At 33.6% G+C, this 23,752-nt stretch carries 19 protein-coding genes and 1 tRNA gene; 2 read left to right on the top strand and 18 right to left on the bottom strand.

Annotation, left to right across the window (positions count from 1 at the left end):
• From ligA to CP370_RS02970, 16 genes are all read right to left on the bottom strand, one after another.
• Positions 1 to 2,007: an NAD-dependent DNA ligase LigA gene (gene ligA, locus CP370_RS03045; protein WP_087712717.1), complete on the bottom strand. Its 2,007-nt coding sequence runs from the start codon at positions 2,005 to 2,007 to the stop codon at positions 1 to 3.
• A gap of 38 nt (positions 2,008 to 2,045) precedes the next feature.
• The gene (pcrA, locus tag CP370_RS03040) at positions 2,046 to 4,292 is read right to left on the bottom strand and encodes a DNA helicase PcrA (protein ID WP_087712715.1); all 2,247 of its coding nucleotides are present in this window, start codon (positions 4,290 to 4,292) and stop codon (positions 2,046 to 2,048) included.
• 97 nt (positions 4,293 to 4,389) lie between these two features.
• The gene (locus CP370_RS03035; protein WP_087283733.1) at positions 4,390 to 5,016 is read right to left on the bottom strand and encodes a glycoside hydrolase family 73 protein; all 627 of its coding nucleotides are present in this window, start codon (positions 5,014 to 5,016) and stop codon (positions 4,390 to 4,392) included.
• A gap of 1 nt (position 5,017) precedes the next feature.
• A complete protein-coding gene (locus tag CP370_RS03030; RefSeq protein ID WP_087283730.1) occupies positions 5,018 to 5,635 on the bottom strand; it encodes an ECF transporter S component in 618 nt (205 codons plus the stop codon).
• A gap of 72 nt (positions 5,636 to 5,707) precedes the next feature.
• Positions 5,708 to 5,796: transfer RNA gene (locus CP370_RS03025), tRNA-Leu, on the bottom strand.
• A 57-nt stretch (positions 5,797 to 5,853) separates the two neighbouring features.
• Positions 5,854 to 6,312 carry a SprT family protein gene (locus CP370_RS03020; RefSeq protein ID WP_087712713.1) on the bottom strand — a complete coding sequence of 153 codons (459 nt, stop codon included), beginning with the start codon at positions 6,310 to 6,312 and terminating at the stop codon, positions 5,854 to 5,856.
• A complete protein-coding gene (locus tag CP370_RS03015) occupies positions 6,312 to 7,013 on the bottom strand; it encodes a glycosyltransferase family 32 protein (RefSeq protein ID WP_087283726.1) in 702 nt (233 codons plus the stop codon). Before CP370_RS03015 ends, CP370_RS03020 begins: the two co-directional genes overlap by 1 nt.
• Positions 7,010 to 8,452 carry an oligosaccharide flippase family protein gene (locus CP370_RS03010; protein ID WP_012846575.1) on the bottom strand — a complete coding sequence of 481 codons (1,443 nt, stop codon included), beginning with the start codon at positions 8,450 to 8,452 and terminating at the stop codon, positions 7,010 to 7,012. Before CP370_RS03010 ends, CP370_RS03015 begins: the two co-directional genes overlap by 4 nt.
• A gap of 11 nt (positions 8,453 to 8,463) precedes the next feature.
• On the bottom strand, positions 8,464 to 9,612 hold the full coding sequence (locus CP370_RS03005; protein WP_087712712.1) for a CDP-glycerol glycerophosphotransferase family protein: 1,149 nt from the start codon (positions 9,610 to 9,612) through the stop codon (positions 8,464 to 8,466).
• Positions 9,613 to 9,737: 125 nt separating this feature from the next.
• Entirely contained in the window at positions 9,738 to 12,431 is a 2,694-nt protein-coding gene (locus tag CP370_RS03000; RefSeq protein ID WP_180707250.1) for a calcium-translocating P-type ATPase, PMCA-type, read from the bottom strand.
• Positions 12,432 to 12,636: 205 nt separating this feature from the next.
• Positions 12,637 to 14,622, bottom strand: coding sequence for an AAA family ATPase (locus CP370_RS02995; protein ID WP_087712709.1), 1,986 nt, complete (start codon positions 14,620 to 14,622; stop codon positions 12,637 to 12,639).
• A 24-nt stretch (positions 14,623 to 14,646) separates the two neighbouring features.
• Positions 14,647 to 15,480: an ammonia-dependent NAD(+) synthetase gene (gene nadE, locus CP370_RS02990; protein WP_004897875.1), complete on the bottom strand. Its 834-nt coding sequence runs from the start codon at positions 15,478 to 15,480 to the stop codon at positions 14,647 to 14,649.
• Position 15,481: 1 nt separating this feature from the next.
• Positions 15,482 to 16,954 (bottom strand): nicotinate phosphoribosyltransferase, encoded by a 1,473-nt coding sequence (locus tag CP370_RS02985; protein ID WP_087712707.1) that lies wholly within the window; start codon positions 16,952 to 16,954, stop codon positions 15,482 to 15,484.
• Positions 16,955 to 17,063: 109 nt separating this feature from the next.
• Positions 17,064 to 19,058, bottom strand: a complete 1,995-nt coding sequence (locus CP370_RS02980) for a glycosyltransferase family 2 protein (protein ID WP_087712706.1) — start codon at positions 19,056 to 19,058, stop codon at positions 17,064 to 17,066.
• The gene (locus CP370_RS02975; protein WP_087712705.1) at positions 19,042 to 20,157 is read right to left on the bottom strand and encodes a glycosyltransferase; all 1,116 of its coding nucleotides are present in this window, start codon (positions 20,155 to 20,157) and stop codon (positions 19,042 to 19,044) included. Before CP370_RS02975 ends, CP370_RS02980 begins: the two co-directional genes overlap by 17 nt.
• Complete coding sequence (locus CP370_RS02970) at positions 20,154 to 20,888, bottom strand: WecB/TagA/CpsF family glycosyltransferase (protein WP_087712703.1); 735 nt, start codon at positions 20,886 to 20,888, stop codon at positions 20,154 to 20,156. Before CP370_RS02970 ends, CP370_RS02975 begins: the two co-directional genes overlap by 4 nt.
• Before the next feature lie 142 nt (positions 20,889 to 21,030).
• Here CP370_RS02970 and tagD point away from each other — a divergent pair, with 142 nt between their 5' ends.
• A complete protein-coding gene (gene tagD / locus CP370_RS02965) occupies positions 21,031 to 21,417 on the top strand; it encodes a glycerol-3-phosphate cytidylyltransferase (protein WP_004893441.1) in 387 nt (128 codons plus the stop codon).
• Between the two features lie 53 nt (positions 21,418 to 21,470).
• Here tagD and CP370_RS02960 read toward each other — a convergent pair whose 3' ends face one another.
• Together CP370_RS02960 and CP370_RS02955 are read right to left on the bottom strand one after the other, a co-directional pair.
• Complete coding sequence (locus CP370_RS02960; RefSeq protein ID WP_004893439.1) at positions 21,471 to 22,172, bottom strand: GntR family transcriptional regulator; 702 nt, start codon at positions 22,170 to 22,172, stop codon at positions 21,471 to 21,473.
• Positions 22,173 to 22,226: 54 nt separating this feature from the next.
• The gene (locus tag CP370_RS02955) at positions 22,227 to 23,348 is read right to left on the bottom strand and encodes a hypothetical protein (protein WP_087712702.1); all 1,122 of its coding nucleotides are present in this window, start codon (positions 23,346 to 23,348) and stop codon (positions 22,227 to 22,229) included.
• A gap of 92 nt (positions 23,349 to 23,440) precedes the next feature.
• On the opposite strand from CP370_RS02955, the gene CP370_RS02950 reads away from it, so the two are divergent.
• Positions 23,441 to 23,743, top strand: a complete 303-nt coding sequence (locus CP370_RS02950) for a rhodanese-like domain-containing protein (protein ID WP_087283693.1) — start codon at positions 23,441 to 23,443, stop codon at positions 23,741 to 23,743.
• Positions 23,744 to 23,752 lie beyond the last annotated feature (9 nt).

The following is a 23,752-nucleotide window of genomic DNA, read 5'->3' as shown; positions in this document are numbered from 1 at the left end:
TTATTTTTCAATTTTTGCAATTGCTTCCTGTTCAGTTAACATTGGAACTTGAAGTTTTTCAGCCTTATCTTTTTTAGAGCCCGCATCTGCTCCGTAGATCAAATAATCTGTCTTCTTAGAAACTGACCCAGTGACTTTTGCACCAAGATCCTGAAGCTTCTTAGTAAATTCACTTCGAGTAAAGGCAGATAATTTTCCAGTTAGAACTACTGTCTTTTCCTTAAAGAAATTATCTGGTGCTTCTTCTTCAACTGTTCCTAAATATTCCATATTTAATCCACTGTCACGCAATTCTTGTAGTAGTTTCTGTGCGCTTGGTTGATTAAAATATGCTGTTAATGACTCCGCAATCGTCTCTCCTATTGTATCGATACTTGTTAATTCTGGCACTGTTAATTGACTAACCTTTTCCAAATTTTTATATTTTTCCAAAATTAATCTAGCTGCCTTAGCACCAACATGATCAATTCCTAAGCCGTACAGTAATAATTCAGCAGAGTTTTGCTTACTATTTTCAATAGAAGATAATAAATTAGTAATTGATTTTTCCTTAAAGTGATCGAGCTGTCCTAGTTGGTCCGGAGTTAAATGATATAAATCAGCTACATCATTAATAAATCCCTTATCAATTAACTGTTTAACAATTCTAGGACCAAGTCCCATAATATTCATCGCTCCACGTGAAGCAAAATGAATAATTCCTTCTTCAATTTGAGCTGGACACATCGGATTAATACAACGAAGTGCTACTTCATCTTGCAAGTGAACCAAAGTTTCTCCACATGAAGGACAAACATTTGGAATCTCATATGGCTTACTATCTTTAGGTCTTTTGCTTAAAACAACACTAGAAATTTCTGGAATAATATCTCCAGCTTTATGCAATTTAACTGTATCGCCAATTCTTACGCCCTTTTCTCTTAAGTAGTCTGGATTATGTAAAGACGCACGAGAAACAATAGTTCCAGCAAGTTTAACTGGATCCATTACTGCAGTAGGTGTTACTACTCCAGTTCGGCCAACTGTCCATTCAATATTTCTAACTACAGTCTCTTGCTCTTCTGGTGGAAACTTATAGGCAATTTCCCAGCGAGGTACTTTTACAGTATTACCCAGTTCATTTTGTAAACTTAAGTCGTCAACTTTTAAAACAATACCATCAATTCCATAACTTAAATCATTACGTTTAGCGGTATATTCATCAATAAACTTAAATACTTCGTCCATTGATTCAAAACGTCGTCCGGACTGATTAGTATGAAATCCTAATCGATTCATTTCATCAATCGCTTGATGTTGACTTGTAATATTTTTTGGTGGATTAACCCAAGTATAAATAAAAGTACTTAAATTTCTTTTTTTAGTAATTCGAGCATCTAATTGTCTTAAAGAACCAGCAGCAGCATTTCGAGGATTAGCAAAAACTTGCTCTCCTTTTTCATCACGTTCTGCATTTAAGGTTGCAAATGCTTCTTTCTCCATATAGCATTCACCACGAACCTCAGTTGTTAAAGGCTCAGGTAATGTTTGAGGAATATCTTTAATAAATTTGGCATTAGCTGTTACATCTTCACCAACACGGCCATTTCCTCTTGTAGAAGCACGTGTTAATTTTCCCTTAGTATATTCTAAGGATAAAGATAATCCATCAATTTTTAATTCCACATTATAAGCTACTGGGTGACCAACTAATTTCGTAATTCTTTCATCAAATTCTTTAAGCTCATCTTTTGAGAAAACATCCCCCATTGAAAGCATCGGAACGGGGTGTTCAACTTTAGAAAGATCGCTTTTAATCTCTCCACCAACTCGTTGGGTAATTGAATCAGCAGTTACTAAGTCAGGAAATTTCTGCTCTAATTCTACTAATTCCTGATAGGTCTTATCATATACTGCATCTTCAACTACCGGAGCATCTTTTGCATAATAATCATCTGCCCATTTATCGAGCTTTTTTCTTAATTCATCGACTTTCTGAGAAGCCTCACTATGAGTTAAAACTGCCATTATATTAGCCCCTCTCTAAATCAAACTGTTCTATTTCATTATATCTTTTTAATTGGTGCAAAAGCAGCTAAAAGGCGTTTCACTCCTTGACTTGCAAAAGCAATATCTAATTCCATATCTTCGCCAGTACCGTTAACTTTAACTACAACACCTTTTCCCCATGCCTTATGGGAAACTTGGTCACCGACATTCCAGGACTTTTTCTCAGCTCCAACTGCACCAGTTGCTTTCTTAGCCTCCTCAATTTTAATCTTTGGAAGGTAAACATGAGAGTTTGCTTGTTCCTTTTTATTAGCAGCAAAAGGAACAGACATGACAGAATTAGATGGCATTGGGTTAACAAATTCCAAATCTTTATCTTCAATTTCATCAATAAAGCGTGATGGTTGATTACGTTGCGGACGGCCATACATCATTCTAGAAAAAGCATTGGTTATGTAGAGTTTCTTTTCAGCTCGTGTAATTCCTACATAGGCCAGACGACGTTCTTCTTCAAGCTCACTTGGATCTTCTGCTGCTCTTGAAAGTGGGAAAAGTCCTTCTTCCATTCCGACTAAGAAGACTACTGGAAACTCTAGTCCCTTAGCAGCATGAAGAGTCATCAATGCAACTTGGTTATCTTGATTTTCTAAATCATCTTGATCACTTAATAATGAAATCTCTGAAAGAAAATCACCTAAAGCTGTTGAATCTTCATCTTCGGGCTCATAATTATCATCAAAACGCTTAGTAACAGTCAGAAATTCATTTAAGTTTTCTAATCTAGTATCTGCTTCAATTGTGTGTTCATTTTCTAAAGCTTCTTTATAGCCGAAATCCGCTAATATTTTTTCCGTTAACCCTGTTACACCGTGTGTCTTACTATATTCGATTGCATCTTTTAAGGCCGTTCCAAAAGTAGCTAGTGTTCTAGCTGGGCGACCCGTAATTGGTGCTAAGCTCAAATTCTTAAAAGTCTCTTCTACTGTAAAGTCATTATCATTAGCAAAACCGTTAAACTTAGCCATCGTAGTTGGACCCAACCCACGTTTTGGTACATTAATAATTCGATTAAAACTCATTGAATCCGCAGGATTTGCGACAACTTTTAAATAAGCCAAAATATCTTTAATTTCTTTTCGATCGTAAAACTTATGTCCTCCAACAATCCGATACGGAATATTAGCTTTAACTAGGGCTTCTTCGACATTACGTGATTGAGCATTGGTCCGATAAAGAACAGCAAAATCCTTGTAGTCTCTTTGATGTTCTTTTATTTCTTCTTTAATCTTTGAAATGATAAACAGTGCTTCATCATTTCCACTTTGAGCACGGTAATAATTGATTTTATCACCAGCACCTTTATCAGTCCAAAGTTTCTTAGGTTTACGTTTCAGATTATTTTTAATTACTGAGTTAGCTGCATCAAGAATATGGCCAGTAGAGCGATAGTTTTGCTCTAGTTTAATAGTAGTAACTTCATCATCCTGATAGTCATGTTCAAAATTAAGAATATTTTCCATGTTAGCTCCGCGCCAACCATAGATCGACTGATCTGCATCCCCAACAACGCAAATATTTTTATATTGAGCGGCTAACGCAACACAAAGTTGATACTGTGCTTCATTTGTATCCTGATACTCATCCACTAAAATATAGCGGAATTTATTTTGATAATAATGCAAAGTTTCTTTGTCCTTCTTAAATAAGACGAGAGTTTGCATAATTAAATCATCAAAGTCCATAATTTGATCTCGCTTTAAGCGATGCTGATATTCGCTATATACTTGCGCTGTTACCTTTTCAAACGGACTAGCTGCTTGATCTTTAAAGTCTTTTGGAGTAAGTAAGTCATTTTTTCCATTTGAAATGGCACCTAAAATTGCTTTTGGATCATACATTTTAGGATTAATATTAAGATCCTTTTCAATTCGTTTAATTAGTGTCAATTGTTCTGCAGAATCAGCAATTGAAAAATTATTGGAGTAGCCAATTTTTTCTGCATCACGACGTAAAATACGGACACATAACGCATGAAAAGTTGACATCCAAACACTGTCAGCTGCTGGTCCTAATAACTTTTGGACACGTTCTTTCATTTCAGTTGCAGCCTTATTAGTAAAAGTAATGGCTAAAACATTCCATGGCGCAACGCCCTTTTCTTCAATTAAATAGGCAATTCGACGTGTTAAAACTGATGTTTTTCCACTACCAGCTCCAGCAACTACTAAAAGTGGACCTTCAGTACACTGCACAGCTTTTTTCTGCTGAGGATTTAATCCTGCAAGAATTGTTTCTTCGCTCATTGCTTCTTCCTTTTCTGTTAACTCAAACGCTAAAATAGACTTGTCTATTATAACAAAAAACGACAATAGCATTTACTTAACTATTGTCGTTTTTAATTTAATCATATTGTGTTAAATTGAATTCTTTAATTATATCAATTAATTTTTTTGCATAACCTGGATCTGTCGCATATCCATCTGTTTCTAATGCTTGTGCTTGAGTAGCATAATCTTTGGCAGCTAAAACATGCTGATATTGGTTTCTATTCCAAGTAGTTCCATTCACAAATAGGCGTGTATGTGCCTCGATTGATTCTTCATAAGTATCATAAACTCGAAAACGCCCCGTAACGGTTTCCCAATGATCATTAACAAATTCAGAGGTCGTTAACTCACGACTTGTATTAGGATCCGTTCCCTTAACGCCAAATAAATTATTGTATTTTCTAGAAAGCTCACTCTGACCAAAATTGCTTTCTAGACAGGCTTGCGCGATGGTAACGCTTGGAAAGAGACCATAAGGCTTGGCAGCCCTTTGAGCAATTGGAGCCACTACTTTAATAAACTTTTCTTTACTTTGAAGAGACTGTTCTTTTTCTAGTTGTGCCTGACGTAATCGTTCATTATTCACAGTTTGCTGACGCCAGTACAAAAAGCCTGATAAAATTATTACCAAAGTAAAACAAATCGCAAATGCTCTTGCAATTATATACCGAATATTTTTTTGACGGCGTCTACGCGGCATTTTAACTCATCTTCCTTTTCATCACTTGCTTGAAAGGCATCGCAATTGCCGGAGTAAGAACAGCAGTAAAGATTGCTTCTACAATACCATTAATGCCTAAAACACTAATTAAAATAGCAATTAAAGGAGCTGAATTTTGAGTTTGACCTAATGAATGAAGTAAAACAGAGGGATCCTTCATGTACCAAAGGCTAGTAATACCAACCACAAGTAGCGTATTAGTCAAAGAAGTACATAATCCCGTGATTGTATAAACAACCGTCTTTTGAAATTTTGAATCATCCTTTGCCGCTTGTCCAATCATTCCTGCGATAAAACCCGCAGCTGTCCGAGGAACTAAAGCAATAAGAATGTTTCGGAATAAAAGCATGCTGACAATGTCACCTGGTTGCGTATATGCAACAAACATACTCAATAAGCCCCAAAATAAACCAATTGATGCTCCAAAACCTGGTCCCATTAAACATCCGGCCAATGCAACTGTTAAAGGAATAGTTGTAATAGAGGGTAATCCTGGCAAAATACGGATATAACCAATATAAGGGACAAAGGTCTGAACTAAAATAATTGCAGCAAAAATAGCACTGATGGCAATTCTAAAAGTCTTCTTATTAATCATAGTCTTTCCTACTTTATTAATTTATAACTTTAACAAAAAAAGGAAGCCACATTTGCGACTTCCTTTTCTTAGTGGTGCGGGCGAGAAGACTCGAACTTCCACGATCTAAAAGCGATCACAAGATCCTTAGTCTTGCGCGTCTGCCATTCCGCCACGCCCGCGGTACTTAAATAATATACCAGATAATTTTTCTTTTAGCAAATGAAAATTCAAATTTTTTATTTATTTTTTCTGATTAATGTTAATTTTCCGCTGCATTTGCCACATCTATATTTTTTTGTATTTACTTTACGAACGCGAGGATACTGAAAATGACAATTTTTACATTCATAAATATAGTTTCGATTTTGTCGACGTCGTAAACCAATATCAGATGTATAACGACTGCCTCCAACAGCAGCAAGCAAATACTTAAAATCACGATTACGATGCTGATAACCGCGACCCGCTAAATGTAAGTGATAATGCGTTAACTCATGCTTAATTATTCCAACTAAATCTGCATGATATTTTTTCTCTAAAAAATGACCGTTAATATCAATATGATGATCCTTTAAAAAGTATCTTCCGCCCGTCGTTGTCATTCGATTATTAATTTTAACTTCATGTTTAAACGGAACATGAAAATACTGTAAAGAAATTTCTTCTACTAATTTTTGTAACTCTGCTTGATTCATTATTTTCGTATTAATTTTTGATATATTCCAGCTTGTTTAGGAGAAGATATCTTTCTCTTTAAATTAGTCACAATTCTTTGCTTCAAAGACTGCTTTCCATCTATCCACGTTCCAGTAAACAAGTGAATTGAATATGAATTCTTACTTGGATTACACAAAAATCCATCCGAATAAACATGGACTCCATCTTTTAATATTTGTTCCTTATTGCCTATTTTTAGACCGTAATTTTCTTTTAAAATATCAGTTACTGAAATACTATTCACTCCTGCCATTTGATCATTCTTATCAAAAGTAAAATCTCGATTATTGTAATAATTAAGAATATCCTTCATAAAAGGATGATTCATTTCAGCTCCAAAAATAGCTGCTGACAAGTAATCATTGTTTTCAAAACCAATAAATGCACGATTATTTAAAAGTGGCTCTAATTTCTTAAGGACTCTAACGTCTGTATCTAAGTAAATGCCACCTTGCTCATAAATCACACGGGCTCTAATATAGTCAGAAACAAATGCCCACTTTTTGGCCTCATAGGCTTGTTCAATATACTTATTTTCATGTACGTTAAAATTATTTTCATTCCATTCAATAATTTCATAATCTGGCAATTTATTTTTCCAGGTGGCAATGCATTCTTCAATTAAAGATGATTTAGGGTTATTTCCTACCCAAATATAATGGATTTTTTTAGGAATCATTTTTGTCTTTTAATCTTTCTAGAAAAGCTAGTAACAAATTCAATCATATCTTGATTAAAATCTAACTTCATCATAAACATAATTGCTGCATAAATCATTAGAATCAAAATTGACTTAACTGCCATATTTAAAAAACTCGAGGTAATTAAATTTGGCATTAACATGCCAGCAATTAAGGTAATTGTTCCAATTAAGAAATATTTCGGTACATCACAGAAAGCATCTTTAAAATTATAGTCATCTCTAACGATCCAAAGCCGTAAAATTAACACTACAAATTCTGTAATTAAAATTGCTACTGTAGCACCGCCGGCTCCATATGGTCGATCTAGTATAGCTGCTAAAACTAATTCAATTATGGCCCCAATTACAACTGGAATCGCATATTCTTTATCTCTTCGATTAGCAAGTGCAAATTGATTAGCAAATACTCCACCCATCGGAATCATAATAATAGTTAGTGCAAAGAAGAACATTAGTGGTGTCATCGGAATAAACTGTTTTCCAAAGAAGAAAGGTACAAACTGCTTAGTATTTGCCATGATAATTACTGCAAATAAAGTTCCAAGCATTGTAGTTGCTTCAAGAGACTTCTTTAAAACTACCTTTTGGGTTTCTTTTTCTTCACTAGCCATCTTCGGCATAATCACCAAAGAGATACTAGTAATTACTCCTAATACCATATTTGAAATTCGCTGTGAATTATCATAAAAAGCTACCTGAGTCGAAGTACTGAAGAAACCTAAAATTGGTTTATCAAGAGAAGTATAGATCTGTGTAGCAATCTGAGGAATCATCAAGGTTATAATCGAAATAATGGTAGTCTTATATTTATAGAAATGTCCTACTGGTCTTCCGACATAACGATGAATATCAAGCCAAAATACAAAAGATCCTAGCATGGTTGAAACTGACATAATCAGGAAGTACTTCCAAAGATCTGCAGGTGATTTAATTAAGAGCAAAATCAGAGCTACACTGGCTAATTTAACAATCGTATTTTTTAATACAACTCTACCAAAATCAGCCAATCCTTGAAAGAACCAAGAAATATCAACTTGAGCTGAGACCAAATATGGAACCATTAAGATTAAATAGTTCCAATATTGAACATGGAAAATATTCGTAATTAATAAAGTGATTAAAATAGTCACTAAACCTGCAATTGCTTGAAAATACCACAATCCCCAAAAAGCTTCAGTTAATTCTTGAGGGGTACCATATGTTCTAGTCCGAGATACTGTCCTAATCCCAATATAAGAGACTGATAAGGTACAAAATACCATCAAAAATTGCACAGTATTATTTACACTGCCATAAATACCATAGGTCTTAGGTCCTAACACTCGTGATAAGTATGGAACGGTTATCAGCGGTACTAAAACTAGAAAAATTTGATAGACCGCATTATATAAAATATTAAGAAAAGTTCGCTTCACTACTTTTTCCTCTAAAAATTCTTCGTCATGTAATCAAAGATAGGCTCACAAGAATCAATATCTTCAACTTCATCAATTAATTCACGCCAATAAAAACGCTGATTTTGGTATTGCTTATCATCAGGATGTCTCAAAAATTGCAGAAGTTCTTTTTGTGAGTTAACACAGGGTCCCGGTGTAACATCTTCGTAGGGGCTTAATAATAAACCGCGTACTTTTTCGTATTGCTTTAGATAATTAGTAATAAAGATAATTGGTTTATCCAAATACAAGTAATCAAAATAAATTGATGAAAAGTCAGTTATTAAGAAATCAGTATCTCCAAGCAATTCATATAAATCAAGGTTATTTTCAAAAAGATAATCATTATTTAAAAAAGCAACATTTGAACACTGACTATTAAAGTTATCAAACATTCGCATTTCATAGGGATGAAGTTTCACAATCAAGTATTGGTGATTATCCTTTAAGGCATCATTTAACTCATAAGGGTCAAAGCCTAAAAAAGCAAAGAAATTACCTTGTTTTATCATTTCCATAACACTTGGATCCTCAAGCTCGTAGCGGAAAGTTGGCATATAAATTCCGATTTTAGCTTGCTCATCCTTAGTTTTAAATAAATCCTCTAATAATTTTTCTTTAGCGATTGCTGGTTGATCAATATAATCAATTCGAGGAAAGCCCAGCTTTTGATATTTTTTCCCCTCAATTGCCATACATGCGCTCATTAAAGTTTCGTATAAATCTGAGCTTGATGTTACCATATCAGCATTTTTATGCCAAAGCTTTTGATTTCGTTTATTAGCACGATAGCATGTATTATGTGCCATAAATCCCATCCGCTTTAGCGGAACACCGTGCCAGAATTGAATATTAATTTGTGCACGGCGTGCTTTAAAAGGTTGGTGCGTAGTAATCACATACTTGGCTGCACCAATCTTTTTCCACGTTTTCCAAGACAAATGTGACGATGGCCACGGTTCAACTAAGGTTACGTCATAATCCGGATGATTAGCTTTAATGTATTTATAGAATAAATAACCGTTTGAGCCGGATCTACCCGATCCGTTTAGAACAACAATATTTTTTTCTTTAATTGGACGAAGACTCGCCAACAAGCTCATCCCCCATAAGTATAAGCGAAAAAATAAACTCTTCATTAGATATTCTCCAGTAACGTACACATATATGCATATTATTTATTTTTAATTATTTATTATTCTCTACTAAGGGTATAAAAAAAGCCTGAGTAAACTCAAGCTTTTTTTGATTATTTGATAAAACTTTACTTTCTAACAGCTTTTCTTTCAAAGAATTTGACAATTTCGACAATAATTATCATCAAGAATCCAGCAACAATGACTACAAGCCATTGCATCCCATCTAACTCAGTTACATCAAAAATCTTAGTTAAAAATGGAATTTCTACTGCTGCCATAACTAAAGCAGAAATAAGAATTGCTCCATTAAACCACTTATTTTCAAATGTTTGTGCTCTAAAGATTGATTTATTAATAAATTTAGAATTAAAGGCATGGAATAATTGGATTAATCCTAAGGTAAGGAAGGCCATAGTTAAAGCATCTGCGTGTTGCATAGCTGCATTTCCAACATGTGGACCAACATGTAACCCAAGCTGATATGCACCTAAGACCAAAATACCCTCTAAGATACCTTGATAAATAATTGAACTTGCAACACCACCGGAGAAGAAATTAGACTTTCTACCGCGAGGCTTATTCTTCATAATACCTGGCTCAACAGGCTCAACACCTAAAGCAATAGCTGGCAAAGTATCAGTAACTAAGTTAATCCACAACAATTGAACCGGCATCAATATATCCCAACCAAGCATTGTCATCATAAAGACAGTTAAAACTTCACCAACGTTACAACTCATCAGATAAAGAATTGCTTTTTGGATATTGGCAAATACCTTACGTCCTTGTTTAATAGCTTCAACAATTGTCGCAAAGTTATCATCTGCCAAAACCATATCAGCTGCACCTTTTGAAACTTCAGTACCAGTAATTCCCATACCAATACCGATATCAGCTTGTTTTAGACTAGGTGCATCGTTAACACCATCCCCAGTCATAGCAACAATCTTATTATTTGCTTGCCATGCTTTAACAATTCTAACCTTGTTTTCTGGTGAAACACGAGCATAGACACTATAGTCTTGAACATGCTCATTGAAGTATTCGTCAGAAAGTTTATCAAGTTCCGCACCAGTAATTACAGCCTTATTTTTATCTGGACTTTCTTCTAAAATGCCTAAACGAGATGCAATTGCAGCAGCTGTAATTTGATGGTCACCAGTAATCATTACTGTTCTAATACCGGCACTTTTTGCTTCGGCAACAGCAGCTTTTGCTTCTGGCCTTTCTGGGTCAATCATTCCCACCAAGCCAGCAAAGATTAGATCTTGCTCAACATTACTAGTCGTTGGATCATCATAAGCTTTATCTACAATCTTATAAGCTAGTCCTAAGACACGTAAAGCTTGTTCAGCCATCCCTTTATTTGATGCAAGAATTGTTTCTTTTTCACTATCTGAAATTGGCGTTACTTGACCATCTTTTTCAATTTTCGTTACTCGCTTTAATAATTCATCTGGAGCACCCTTTACAGCAACAAAGAACTTATCGCCATAATGGTTAACCGTAGACATTAATTTTCTTTCTGAATCAAATGGAACTTCTTGAACGCGGCTATCTTTCTTAAGAAGATCTTCAACCTTAATATTTTGATTAAAAGCATATTGAATCAAGGCTGTTTCAGTTGGGTCTCCTAAAAGCCGACCGCCGTCTTCAATCTTTGTATCATTAGCTAATATCATCGACATCATAGCCGGATTATCACTATTGATTGTTGCTTCATCATTATACAGTTCACCGTTATAGTAAATTTTTTCAACAGTCATTTGGTTCTGTGTCAAAGTACCAGTCTTATCAGAACAAATAATATCGGTAGCTCCTAAGGTCTCAACAGCTGGCAATTTTCTAACAATTGCCTTATGTTTAGCCATTGTTTGCGTTCCTAAAGCCAAAATAATAGTTACGATAGCTGGTAATCCTTCTGGGATTGCAGCTACAGCTAAGGAGACAGCAACTAGAAACATATCGATAATTAATTTATTAGTTGGCTCGCTTCCTTGTTTGGTAAACATTCCTGCGATAAAGACAATCACACAAATTGCCAAAATCATAATCGTTAAAGTCTTACCAAGCTGATTCAAGTTTTCCTTTAATGGAGTAGCTGTTTCATCTGCATTATTAAGCATTGTTGCGATTTTACCAACTTCGGTATTCATACCAGTGCCAACCACAATACCTTCTGCTCGTCCATAAGTTACATTAGTATTTGCGTAAGCCATGTTAACACGGTCACCTAGTGCTACATCATCAGCTTTTAACACGTCACTATCCTTTTCAACAGGTACTGACTCACCTGTCAAAGCTGACTCTTCAACTTTTAAACTCGCAGTCTTAGCTAGCCGCATATCAGCTGGAACAACGTCCCCTGCTTCAAGCAAGACAATATCACCAGGTACAATATCTGTACTTGGAATTTCTAAAATTACGCCTCCACGTCTTACATGGGCATTGGGTGTTGACATCTCCTTTAAAGCATCAATTGCAGCTTCTGACCTAGCTTCCTGAATTACTCCTAAAATTGCATTCAGCAAAACAACAATCATAATAATTGCTGCATCAGTCCATTCATTAGCAACTACACCAGATAAAATGGCAGCCACAATTAAGACAATAATCATAAAGTCCTTAAATTGATCGATAAAGCGCATAAACATACTACGCTTTTTCTTTGAAGCTAAAGAATTGGGCCCATCTGAAGCTAATCTCTTCTTAGCCTCATTATCAGACAACCCATTGTCTAACGATGTATTCAGCTCTTTCTCAATTTGAGAAATTTCTTGAGCATAGTATTTCTCTTTCACCGTAAAACATCCTCCCATAAACAAAAAAGACTTATGACCAGTTATCAGCCATAAGTCTCACTAATTAAGATAAGTCCAGAGATATCCATCTCGGTTGTTGAACTTATCGCAATAACTTGCCGTTACTCTCTTATGCATCTATGGTATATTAAACTATCTAGTCCGATACAAGTTTAGTTCTTTTTACATAAATCATCAAAAATAGTAGTTAAAATTTATAAAATTAAAGTCTAACAGCATCTAAATCGGCATCGGTAATATTTATCAAGTCTTCCTCTGAATAACTATCAGTCATGGCTACGCGTACTGCTTGTTTCTTTATGATCTTATCATTTAAATTTCTGACCCAACGCCCATTACTGTTATCGTTATCCTTACTTAAGTTATTCTTCAATAAGTCTGCATAACTTGAAGGATTTACATGATATTGTTGTTTCTTTAGAGAAAACAATCCAATTTGAACCATTTCATCAACTGTATAATCTTCAAAATCAAATTTATTCGGAATACGACTACGTAATCCTGGGTTAGTTTCTAAAAACTTCTCCATATCGTTAGTATAACCAGCAAAGATAATCATAATATTAGAGCGATGATCTTCCATAAACTTTAATATTTCATCAATTGCTTCTTTACCGAAATCATTCTGACCACCACCAGCTAGGGTATATGCTTCATCAACAAACAAGATCCCACCTAAAGCTGATTCAAGAACTTTCCTAGTTTTTTCAGCTGTTTGACCAACATATCCTGCTACTAAATCAGCTCGAGATGTCTCAATTAACTTATCTTCAGCTATTACGCCTTTTTCATACAGAACATGGCCAACAATACGAGCAACCGTTGTTTTTCCAGTTCCTGGATTTCCTAAAAACAATGAGTGCAAAGTTTGAGAACTAGTATTTAAACCTTTTTCTTCACGTTTTTTATTTAAAACAGTGACTGCAATAAATTCTTTGACTTGTTGCTTTACCGTTTCTAGACCAATCATTTCATCAAGCTGCTGCATACCTGATTTTTGAGGACCTTTTGGTAGATCCTTTTGGTCTTTTTCTGCTTTATGTACCTGCTCTTTTTTCTGGGTAGTAAAGTACTCAATATCGTTTTGTAAATTATCTTTTACTATTGTGTATTGATTATTTTCATTTAAATCATACTCATCATTAGTAGAATCAAATTTCAACACATAAACGTCAGGAACATTAAAAGTTACATTATCTTCAATTTTAATATTAGGTGAACTTTCAAATGCTAGGCCAATCCAGTCTAGCGTTATATTACTTTCACCGTTAGCAAAAATGTTGATTTTACCATTATCTCTACCATCAAGTAAAAGAGTTTCTCCAGTTAAAGCACTATGATCTTCTAGAGTAATTGACTCAACAATTCTACTTGTATTTCCTACATTTATCTTACTTTGATCATAGAGATATAAAGAATCAATTATTGAATTTTCTACTTTTGCCTGAGCAGCTTTTTGTAAATAAAGGGCCCCAGAATAATTAGGTTCTTTAATAATTGAAGAGGTAATATTGAGAATAGATTCACTACTAAAAATGCAAGGATAATCTTTTTCTTTTACTCCACCCGTTACAGTTACATTTTGCAATGTAGCAACAGTATTCGAATATAAACTAAGGACATTACTTTCACCATAGCTAAGCGTAGTATTATTAAGAGTTAAATTTGCTTCAGTAGCAGTAATTTTACAATTAAGAGTACTATTCTTTATCTCTACATTCCCTTTTTCAACATAAATTCTATGTGCACCGTCACCAATTTTATCCTTTTTAACGTACAAATCATCAAATTGAGCAGTAGCACCATCATCTACATAAATAATTGGATAATTTTGACCAGTCGTAGCGTCATTAACGACCGAAACATGTGTCGCAATTAATTGACTGTTATTTATTACTTGAAGAGAATTATTCTTATCTCGATAGTGTCTCAGAGTCAGATTATTTAATTTTACCTGGGCGCCATTTTTAATGATAAAGCCACCTAAAATAAAAGTATTATCTTCGCCAGAAATATTTAGACTCTTGTTAATTACATAATTTTGATCCTCAAGTGGGAACTGATAATCTCTCTTAATTAAAATATCATCCCCATCTGAAGCTTGATTTAATGCATCTTCAAATTCCCAGGTAGTACGCTGCTTTTTGAAAAAGCCTCGATCATCTGGTCCAACTACAAAAAACGTCATATTTCCTCCAAGAAAAATACTTAACTAATTTTGTTTATAAAAATCATCAAAAATAGTTACTGGCAAATGACGCTTATGTTCACTCTTTTTCCACAACTTTTCAATCTGCTCAGCTGCTTCTTCACTCACATCTTTACCTTCTAAGTAATCGTCAACATCTTTGTAAGTTACTCCTAATGCTACTTCATCAGGTAAGTCTGGACGATCTTCTTCTAAATCAGCAGTTGGTGCCTTTTCATATAAGTGCTTAGGACATCCAAGTTCCTTAAGCATTTCCTTCCCTTGACGCTTATCTAATCTAAATAACGGAGTAATATCAGCAGCACCATCACCATATTTAGTGTAAAAACCCGAGAAGTTTTCTGCTGCATGATCAGTACCTACAACAGCCCCATTATTGGCACCAGCAATCGCATATTGAACTACCATTCTTTGACGAGCTTTGATATTTCCTTTATTAAAGTCAGTAATTTTTTGACCAGTTGCTTCAACTACTTTTACCATTGCATCGACTGGTTCTTTAATATTAACAATCAAATCTTGATCAGGCTTTTGAAAAGCAATTGCATCGGCAGCATCACTTGCATCTGCTTGAACGCCATAAGGTAGACGAACAGCAATAAACTGGTAAGAATTATCTCCAGTTTCTTCACGCATTTCTTCAATTGCCATTTGGCAGAGTTTACCAGTTAAAGTTGAATCTTGACCACCAGAGATCCCTAAAACATAAGTCTTCAAAAAAGGATTTTCTTTTAAATAATCTTTTAAAAAATCAATAGACTTTCTAATTTCTTTTTTAGGGTCAATTTCTGGTAACACATGTTCATAAGCAACAATTTTTTCTTGTAATGGACGCATCTTAATATCCTCTTTTCACAATTCGACTACGAATATCATTAATTAAATTCATCTTGTTGTCATATAACTTTTGCGATAAATCCACTGGATAATCTTGTGGATTCAAACTACGCTTATATTCGTCCCATAATCCGTCTAAGTTATTGGCTGCAAATTCTTTTGTTTCTTTAAGAGTAGGTTCTTTATAAACAAGTTTTCCTTCATGGAAGATTTCTTGTAGTAAAGGACGAGCAGTATAATCAGTAACAACCTTATTAATGTAAGTGTATTGCGGATGGAACATAAAGAGCGCATCAAATTTTCTTGGATCTTCATCATAGCGTGATACCCAATCACCCTCATTTTTCTTCTCAGAGTTTGCTTGAATCCGCCATACCTGTTTTTTACCTGGAGTAGACACTTTTTCAGCATTTGAAGAAATTTTCAAAGTATCGCGCATATTGCCTTCTTTATCTTCAATTGCTACTAACTTGTATACACCACCTAAAGCAGGTTGATCAAATGCTGTAATTAATTTAGTACCGATTCCCCAAACATCAATTTTTGCGCCTTGCATCTTAAGGTTTTGAATAGTCTTTTCATCTAAATCATTTGAAGCATAAATTTTTGCATCAGGGAAGCCAGCATCATCTAATTGTTTACGCACTTTTTTAGAAATATACGCCATATCACCCGAGTCAATTCGAACTCCTTGGAAATTAATCTTGTCGCCCATTTCTTTAGCAACTTTAATAGCAGTTGGCACACCACTTCTTAAAGTATCATAGGTATCAACTAAGAATACACAGTCCTTATGAGTCTCAGCATATGCTTTAAAAGCATCATATTCATTATTAAAAGCTTCAACCAAAGAGTGAGCATGAGTACCAGCGACAGGAATATCGAATAATTTTCCTGCTCTAACATTACTAGTAGCGTCAAAGCCACCAATGTATGCTGCCCGTGTTCCCCAAATAGCTGCATCCGTTTCTTGTGCACGACGTGAGCCAAATTCCATCAAGCCGTCGTTACCAACAGCCACCTTAATTCTAGCTGCCTTAGTAGCAATCAAAGTCTGGAAGTTGATAATGTTTAAAATTGCAGTTTCAACTAATTGTGCTTGAGCTAATGGTCCTTCGATCTGCATAATTGGTTCATTAGCAAAAACTAATTCACCTTCTCTAGCACTTCGAATGGTTAACTTCAATTCTAAATTACGTAAATAATCGATAAAGTCATCATCGTAGTCACAAGTTTCCTTGAGATATTCTAAATCACTTTCTTTAAAACGAAGATTATTTAGGTATTGAATAACATGACTTAAACCAGCATTAACTGCGTAGCCATTACCAAAAGGTTCTTTTCTAAAGAACACTTCAAATACAGAATTTCTTTCACTTATTTCCTTTTTAAAATAGGTATACATCATATTAATTTCATACAAATCAGTATGTAAAATTAATGAATCATCTTGATCAACTTGTGGGTAAAACATTTTGTCCCCTCATCACTAAAATAAATAATTTTTTTCTTGTATTTTATTATAATCAAACAAGAGCAGATATCAAAAAGAGACATCAAATTTGATGCCTCTTTTTGATATTTTAATTACTTATTATTTTTACATAATCCCTAATTGTAAAAAATTCTAGGATCTGTTCTAACTTTTTCTGATCATCTTTTTTAATTTTGTAAATAGTAGTTCCTTGACTAATTATTTTTATTAAATCGTAATAAAACTGCTCTAACGTATTTTTTGACAACTTATTACTAAACTCATCAATTCCTGTTCCCCAATATATTTTTGTACCTTTGGGAATAACAATTTTTGCAGTTTTTTGAGGGTCAAAATTATTGCTAAAATCAACAATTGTTTTCAAATATACATTATCCAATTCAGAATCTTTAATATTTTTAACAACTAGAGGCGTGATTTCCTTTAAAGAAGTTTGGCCTTGTTTAAAAATTGATGGATATAAAGAAGCAATATGAAGCCGATTGATTAAATTGTATAAAGTCGCTTGAGTAGAATAGGCCGGCACATTTATCCGGCTTACAATATGATGCAAAGTCCTCAAATTTGTAGATAATTCAAATAAAGTTTTAGAATTATTTTGTTTTAGAGGATTATCACCTAAATTTACTTTTTTGGAAACCCGATATTTTAATCCAACAAAATTACCATTTACTACTCTTAATCCTAAATTATTTTCTGCATTATACCAAGCTGGCATCCCATTAATTAAATAATTTTCATATACGCTGGTCTCAAATATCTCTCTTCGCCAAAAAGCATAATTAGTATAAATATTTGTTCCAAGTCCCAGGGCGGTTTTTATTAGACTAACTTCGTTTCGATAATAAGGTCTAACTAAATGAAATTTACCATCTTTTAAGCGCTGATACATAGCTCTAATTCCAACAAACATTCCGTCACATTTTTCACCAAGAATGGTGCTAACAGCACGATAAAAAACATTTTGGTTGAATAGAATTTTATCGGCATCTAAAACAAAAATTATTTCTCCACTCGCATACTTCAGACCATGTCTAATAGCCTTAAAATAATTATGATGAGTTTGCTTAGTATATTTAAGAGGTAGTTTTGTATTTCCTAAGTATCGTCTTAAAATTGTTTCTGTTTCGTCCTGTGATCCATCATTAATTAAAATAATCTCCCAATTTTGATAGGTTTGATTTTTTATTGATTCTAGGGCTTCAACAATCGTCTTTGCACTGTTATAAGCCGGGATGAGGACAGAAATTTTTACTTGTTTCTTCCCTAAACTAATATTTCCAAAGATATTAACAATAGATAGAGACAAAATAAAGATTAAAACTAAATAACTCGTATTAAGCACATTTGACTCAGCAACAAGCATGCTTATTTCGTTAATAATTAAAAATATTATTATCCCGACAATTAGATGACTAGTAGGTCTTAAATGATCCTTAACTTTCAAATAAAATATTGATCCAATTATTTCTATTAATAAGATGATTGAACCAATACTCCAAGAAAGATTTTTTAAAACAAAATCAGGCAATTCAGGTACATACCAAACTAGAGAAATAAGTAGAACAATCAAGTAAACACACAATAAAAAAGGACGTAATTGTTCACTAAAAGTAACCACAACTCTAATCAGATAAAAGACAAAAGTCAAAACAGAAATAATTAAAATTAGCAAAGTACCTGCTTTGATTGGTAATTGAGCTAAAATATTTAAATTAAGTAATAGTAATACTAAGTTCTTTGCATTAAAGTGTAGATCTAAAAAATATAAAATCCCCATGTAAGAGATAATTGTCAATTGATATAAAGCACCAATTTCTGATAAAGGGAAGATATCAAGATTATTTAGAACCACTGCTAACGCTAAAAAAAATGAAAGAAGACTCAAAGTTTTTTCTAAAAACCATTGATCTAAATCTTCAATAGGAATTGATAAAGCTAATAAGAGCAATATTAATCCATAAGCAGCACTAACAATGAAAAAGCCATTATCACCCTTCCAAATATTGCTACTAAATTCAAAAATTAAAGGGAGAATTCCAATTAAAATTGCTAAAATATTGCTTTTATGATAATTTTCCACTATTTTCACCTAAAACAAGTTTGTAATAATTTTCAATTGCCACTAATTGGTTTTTCATTGAAAAAGCGTGCATCAGATATGTCTTTTCTTTTTCAGCCATAGCCATGAGATCTGTCTTGCTCTTAGCCGTAGCTTGTCTTATTTTTTCACTAATGCTGTCTATATCTCCAATTTTAGCAACAAAACCATACTCTTCATTAGGAATCATCTTCTCAATATCACCAACATCGGTTGACAAAATTGGTACTAAATTATCACTAGCCTCTAATAAGACAAGGGGAAAACTTTCTGAATACGATGTTAAAACTGCCAAATCCATCTTTTGATATAACTTTCTAGTCTCTTGCTGGGTCAAAAAGCCATGAAAAGTTACTTGTGAACTAATTCCTAAATCTCGTGCTAATGCTCTTAAATTATTCAATTCACTGCCATCACCTACAATATGCAGCCGAATATTTTGATCATTAATTTTTTTTATTGCCTTTAAAAGCAAGTCTTGTCCCTTAACTTTTTCAGCTCGACCAACATTAATAATATTGAAATAGGGATGAGTATATTTTTTAGGAACATTCTTATTTTGATGGAAAAAAATCCCATTATAAATTACGCAAATTTTTGTTTTCGGAATACCTACTTTTTCAACTAGAAGGTTAGAAAAGTTCTGAGTAATTGCAAAGATACCATCTGCTTTTTTTAAAGCCATGATATTTAATTTAGTAAAAATATTTCCAATCATTCCTCGACCTTCAAAATCCTTTAAAGGATCAGAATGAACCGTAATAATCCACTTTGCTTTGATTTGCTTTTTAATCATTGAGACAAACAGATTAGCTCTTGCTCCATGAGTATGAACTATATCAAAATTTCCCTCATTGATAAGACTAGTAAGACGCTTTAAAACACTCAGATCATAACGACTTTGTGCTCCTAAAATTGTTGTTTTAATTTTTGCCTTTTTAGCAGCTTTTGCTACAGGCCCATCTGCTAAAGTTAAAAGCTCAAAATCCACATTTTGTCTTTTTGCCTCTGTCAACAAATTAACAATATGCGACAGGCCACCACCTTTTTCTAAACCAGCATTAATATGTAAAACTTTCATTTAATTAATTCTTTCTTTGATTTTTCAACTTCAACTACAAATTCTGGCAATGCGAGCATGCGCTTAAAGCGAGTTGGATTAGTAATTAAGCGATAGAACCATTCAAGATGCGTTTTTTGAAATACTTCTGGAGCACGTTTGACTACGCCAGAAAAAACATCAAAACTTCCGCCCACTCCCATCATAATTGCAGGCACTTTTGCTTGACGTAGGATGGAGATCAGCTCTTCTTGTCTTGGAAAACCAATTGCTGCAAAAACCATATCAGGACTTGATTCTTCAATTCTTTTAGCTACCGTCTTTAGATCATCCTTAAAATAGCCATCTTCTGCTCCAACTAATTCAATTCCTGGATAATCACGAGCAATTTTTTCTTTAGTAATTCGCATTACTTCAGGCTTTGCACCAATTAAATATACTCGCAATTTTCTTAAGTTTCCTACCTGTAGCAGCCAAGTAAATAGATCATATCCTGTTACTCGTTCTTTAAGCGGTTTTTTTAACATTTTTCCACCTAAGACAATTCCAATTCCATCAGGTGTAATCAAATCCGCATTCTTGGTAATAAGGTTCATAAATTTTGGATCTTTATTAGCTGCCATTACAATTTCGGGATTAGCTGTTACTACCATGGTTGATAACTTATTATTTAACCTACTAATCAATCTATCTTTAAATTCTTCTAAAGAATAGTTATCAAATTCAATTCCTAAAATATTAACTCTACTCATTCTCTACTTTTAACCATTTCTATGTGAAGTAATATCTCTATTTATTATTTTAACAAAAAAACACTTAAAACTTTTTCAATATAAAAGTTTCACTTTTTTCTACTTCTGCTAGAATAGTAACTATTACAAGGGAGTATTTATTATGAAAAAAATTATTACCTACGGAACCTTTGATCTACTGCATTATGGTCACATTCGTCTTCTAAAAAGAGCTCGAGCCTTAGGAGATTATTTAATCGTAGGTCTATCAACAGACGAATTTAATGAATTTAGCAAACATAAGCAAGCCTATAATAGCTATGCGGAAAGAAAATATATTCTAGAAGCAATTAGATATGTAGATAAAGTTATTCCAGAAGAGAACTGGGATCAAAAAATTAATGATGTACAAAAATATGATATTGATACTTTCGTAATGGGTAATGACTGGGAAGGAAAATTCGATTTTCTAAAACCTTATTGTAAAGTTGAATACCTTGAAAGAACTCCTGGAATTTCTACGACACAAATCAAAAAAGACTTAAAATAAAAAAATTGCATAATGTAGTTCATATCACAAAATCAAACTGCATTATGCATTTTTTATTTTTCAAATGTAAATTCAAATCTTTCGGCCACATATGATGCACGAACATATTCAAAAGGATAGTGATTGCTGAGTTCAGTAACCTGGCGTCTAGTTACTAATGGCTCACCCTTTTTAACTGACAATAAACGAGCCTCATTTTCATTAGCAACAGCTGCACCAATATTTTCTACAACACTCCCAATCTTATAGCCACCCTTTTCTTCAAGCGTTTGATATAAACTACTTGAAATTTCATCTTTAGAAAAACGGGAAACTAATTCATAAGGAATTGTAGCAACTTCATAACAAATCGGCACATTATCTGCAAAACGAACACGTTCCATTCTTAGCACGTTATCTGTATCTTGAATTTTCAACTTTTCCTTTTCAGATAACGATGGCTTCGTTATACGATAAGATAGTAATTTACTAGAAGGAACTTGACCATTGGAACGAGTTATGTCAGTAAAACTCATAATCCCAGACATTTTCTCTTGAACCTTTTGACTAGAGACATAGGTTCCACTACCTAAGCGTCTCTCTAGGATTCCTTCGTCTTCTAATGTCTTAATTGCTTGGCGCAATGTCATTCTAGAAACATTGAATTTTGAAGCTAATTGCCGCTCAGCAGGGATCCGCTCTCCAACTTTATATTTTTTATTTTCAATATCACGCTTTATTTGGTTGTGAATTTTAATATACATTGGTTCTTGCATGATAACCCCTCACTTCATTCTGCTACCAAACTTATTTTAGCGTAAACTAGCTGATTAGTCATTGTTCTTCTTTACTTCCCAACGCATTCCCAAAATATTAATATTTGGTCTCCTATTGCATTCAACCTCTAAATCTTGAGTACTACTTGAAACAATATTTAGTTTAATCTTAGCATCATCCTGTACTGCCAACCTGCTCCCATTTGGATTAATAATTAAGTCTCGTCCTCCTAAAGTCGCTTGTCCATTTAAGGCTAAGAAATACTCAAAATCATCTCTTCCAGAAAAAGCAACTCTAGTTGCATCTGCCGTGGCCTTATCTTGAAAATCTGCATGACTGACAATAGTAGAATTATTTAAGGTTACTTTTGCATTATCACAAGCAATTAAACGGTCTATTTTACTATTCTGAATTAAAGTTCTCGTATTTTTGTCTAGAAAAATACCACCTTTAAATTCAGACTGTAAAATATTTACCCATGAATCATCTGAAATATAGAAACTAGAGTCATCATTTTTTTCAACAGTTGAATTAAGCATATTTACCCAAGTCTGCCCATGAATTAACCCATAGGAAATAGACGTATTACTCAAGTCAACTTCAGCATTTGAATTAGGGTATGTACTTAGATTACCATGAATCATACTGTTAGAAATAATTGCAGTCCCTTTTCCCTGAATACCTAAAGCTGCGTAATTTTCAGAATCATAATCAATTAACGAATCAGTCATAGTAAGTCTAAAATCAGCTTGAGCAAATAGAGAAACACTAGAGTTCAAAATTTTACTTGAGAATAATTCCAGTGTACATTTACCATTCACAGCAATTGCAGCCATATCATCTTCATCCCCATAAAGGATAGTATTACGTAAAGTAAGATAGGTATCGGCATCATCTTCAACGTAAATAGTATTATGACCTGATTTTGTTTGAAGAGCAATATTTTCTAATGTAAAAAAGTTACAATTATTCTCTAACACAAAAAAGCCACTAATTACTGTCTCATCAGGAGTATTGCCTGTTCCCTTGATTGTAACATTATTTACTTCTAAGCCTCGATCTAACTCATAAAATCCAGGAGCAAGTAGTAATACATCATCAGGCTGCAAGTCTTTAAGAGCACTTTTCCAAGTAGTACCGTCTCCTCGACCACTGACTTTAACAAGACGTGCCATACAAATAGATCCTTTCTACACAAAAATTTCATACATTATTCCCTTTATTTTCAATGTTTTCTGCTTAAATATAATCATCAACGGAGGTAACTATGATTAACATTACTACAAATCAATTAGCAGAAATTTTAGAAAAAGATTCTAACATCAATTTATATGATTTACGAACACCAATTGAATTTGCATCAGGTCATATTCCTGAGAGTCATAATCTACCTTTTGAAGAATTAAAGTACTTCAATGATCCTAAAAATGAGACCTACTATTTTATTTGTCGGTCTGGCGATCTTTCACATCATGTATGCCAACTTTTAAAATCTAAAGGTTATAATAATTTAATTAACATTTCTGATGGTATCCTTAACTGGAAAGGTAAAATACAAAGTATAAATTAAAAACGCAAT

The organism is Lactobacillus sp. UMNPBX19 (assembly GCF_002553805.1).
Taxonomy (GTDB): Bacteria; Bacillota; Bacilli; order Lactobacillales; family Lactobacillaceae; genus Lactobacillus.
Note: the sequence above shows the minus strand (reverse complement) of the source record. Positions and strands in the feature narration are given on the sequence as shown.

Coding starts and splice junctions, on each gene's coding strand:
- CP370_RS02975 (WP_087712705.1), bottom strand. CDS start 20,157: ATGAAAGTTTTACATATTAATGCTGGTTTAGAAAAAGGTGGTGGCCTG.
- CP370_RS03015 (WP_087283726.1), bottom strand. CDS start 7,013: ATGATTCCTAAAAAAATCCATTATATTTGGGTAGGAAATAACCCTAAA.
- CP370_RS02985 (WP_087712707.1), bottom strand. CDS start 16,954: ATGTTTTACCCACAAGTTGATCAAGATGATTCATTAATTTTACATACT.
- nadE (WP_004897875.1), bottom strand. CDS start 15,480: ATGCGTCCATTACAAGAAAAAATTGTTGCTTATGAACATGTGTTACCA.
- CP370_RS02955 (WP_087712702.1), bottom strand. CDS start 23,348: ATGGCACGTCTTGTTAAAGTCAGTGGTCGAGGAGACGGTACTACTTGG.
- CP370_RS02950 (WP_087283693.1), top strand. CDS start 23,441: ATGATTAACATTACTACAAATCAATTAGCAGAAATTTTAGAAAAAGAT.
- CP370_RS03000 (WP_180707250.1), bottom strand. CDS start 12,431: ATGGGAGGATGTTTTACGGTGAAAGAGAAATACTATGCTCAAGAAATT.
- CP370_RS02995 (WP_087712709.1), bottom strand. CDS start 14,622: ATGACGTTTTTTGTAGTTGGACCAGATGATCGAGGCTTTTTCAAAAAG.
- CP370_RS02960 (WP_004893439.1), bottom strand. CDS start 22,172: ATGCAAGAACCAATGTATATTAAAATTCACAACCAAATAAAGCGTGAT.
- CP370_RS03020 (WP_087712713.1), bottom strand. CDS start 6,312: ATGAATCAAGCAGAGTTACAAAAATTAGTAGAAGAAATTTCTTTACAG.
- CP370_RS03030 (WP_087283730.1), bottom strand. CDS start 5,635: ATGATTAATAAGAAGACTTTTAGAATTGCCATCAGTGCTATTTTTGCT.
- CP370_RS03035 (WP_087283733.1), bottom strand. CDS start 5,016: ATGCCGCGTAGACGCCGTCAAAAAAATATTCGGTATATAATTGCAAGA.
- tagD (WP_004893441.1), top strand. CDS start 21,031: ATGAAAAAAATTATTACCTACGGAACCTTTGATCTACTGCATTATGGT.
- CP370_RS03005 (WP_087712712.1), bottom strand. CDS start 9,612: ATGAAGAGTTTATTTTTTCGCTTATACTTATGGGGGATGAGCTTGTTG.
- CP370_RS02970 (WP_087712703.1), bottom strand. CDS start 20,888: ATGAGTAGAGTTAATATTTTAGGAATTGAATTTGATAACTATTCTTTA.
- pcrA (WP_087712715.1), bottom strand. CDS start 4,292: ATGAGCGAAGAAACAATTCTTGCAGGATTAAATCCTCAGCAGAAAAAA.
- ligA (WP_087712717.1), bottom strand. CDS start 2,007: ATGGCAGTTTTAACTCATAGTGAGGCTTCTCAGAAAGTCGATGAATTA.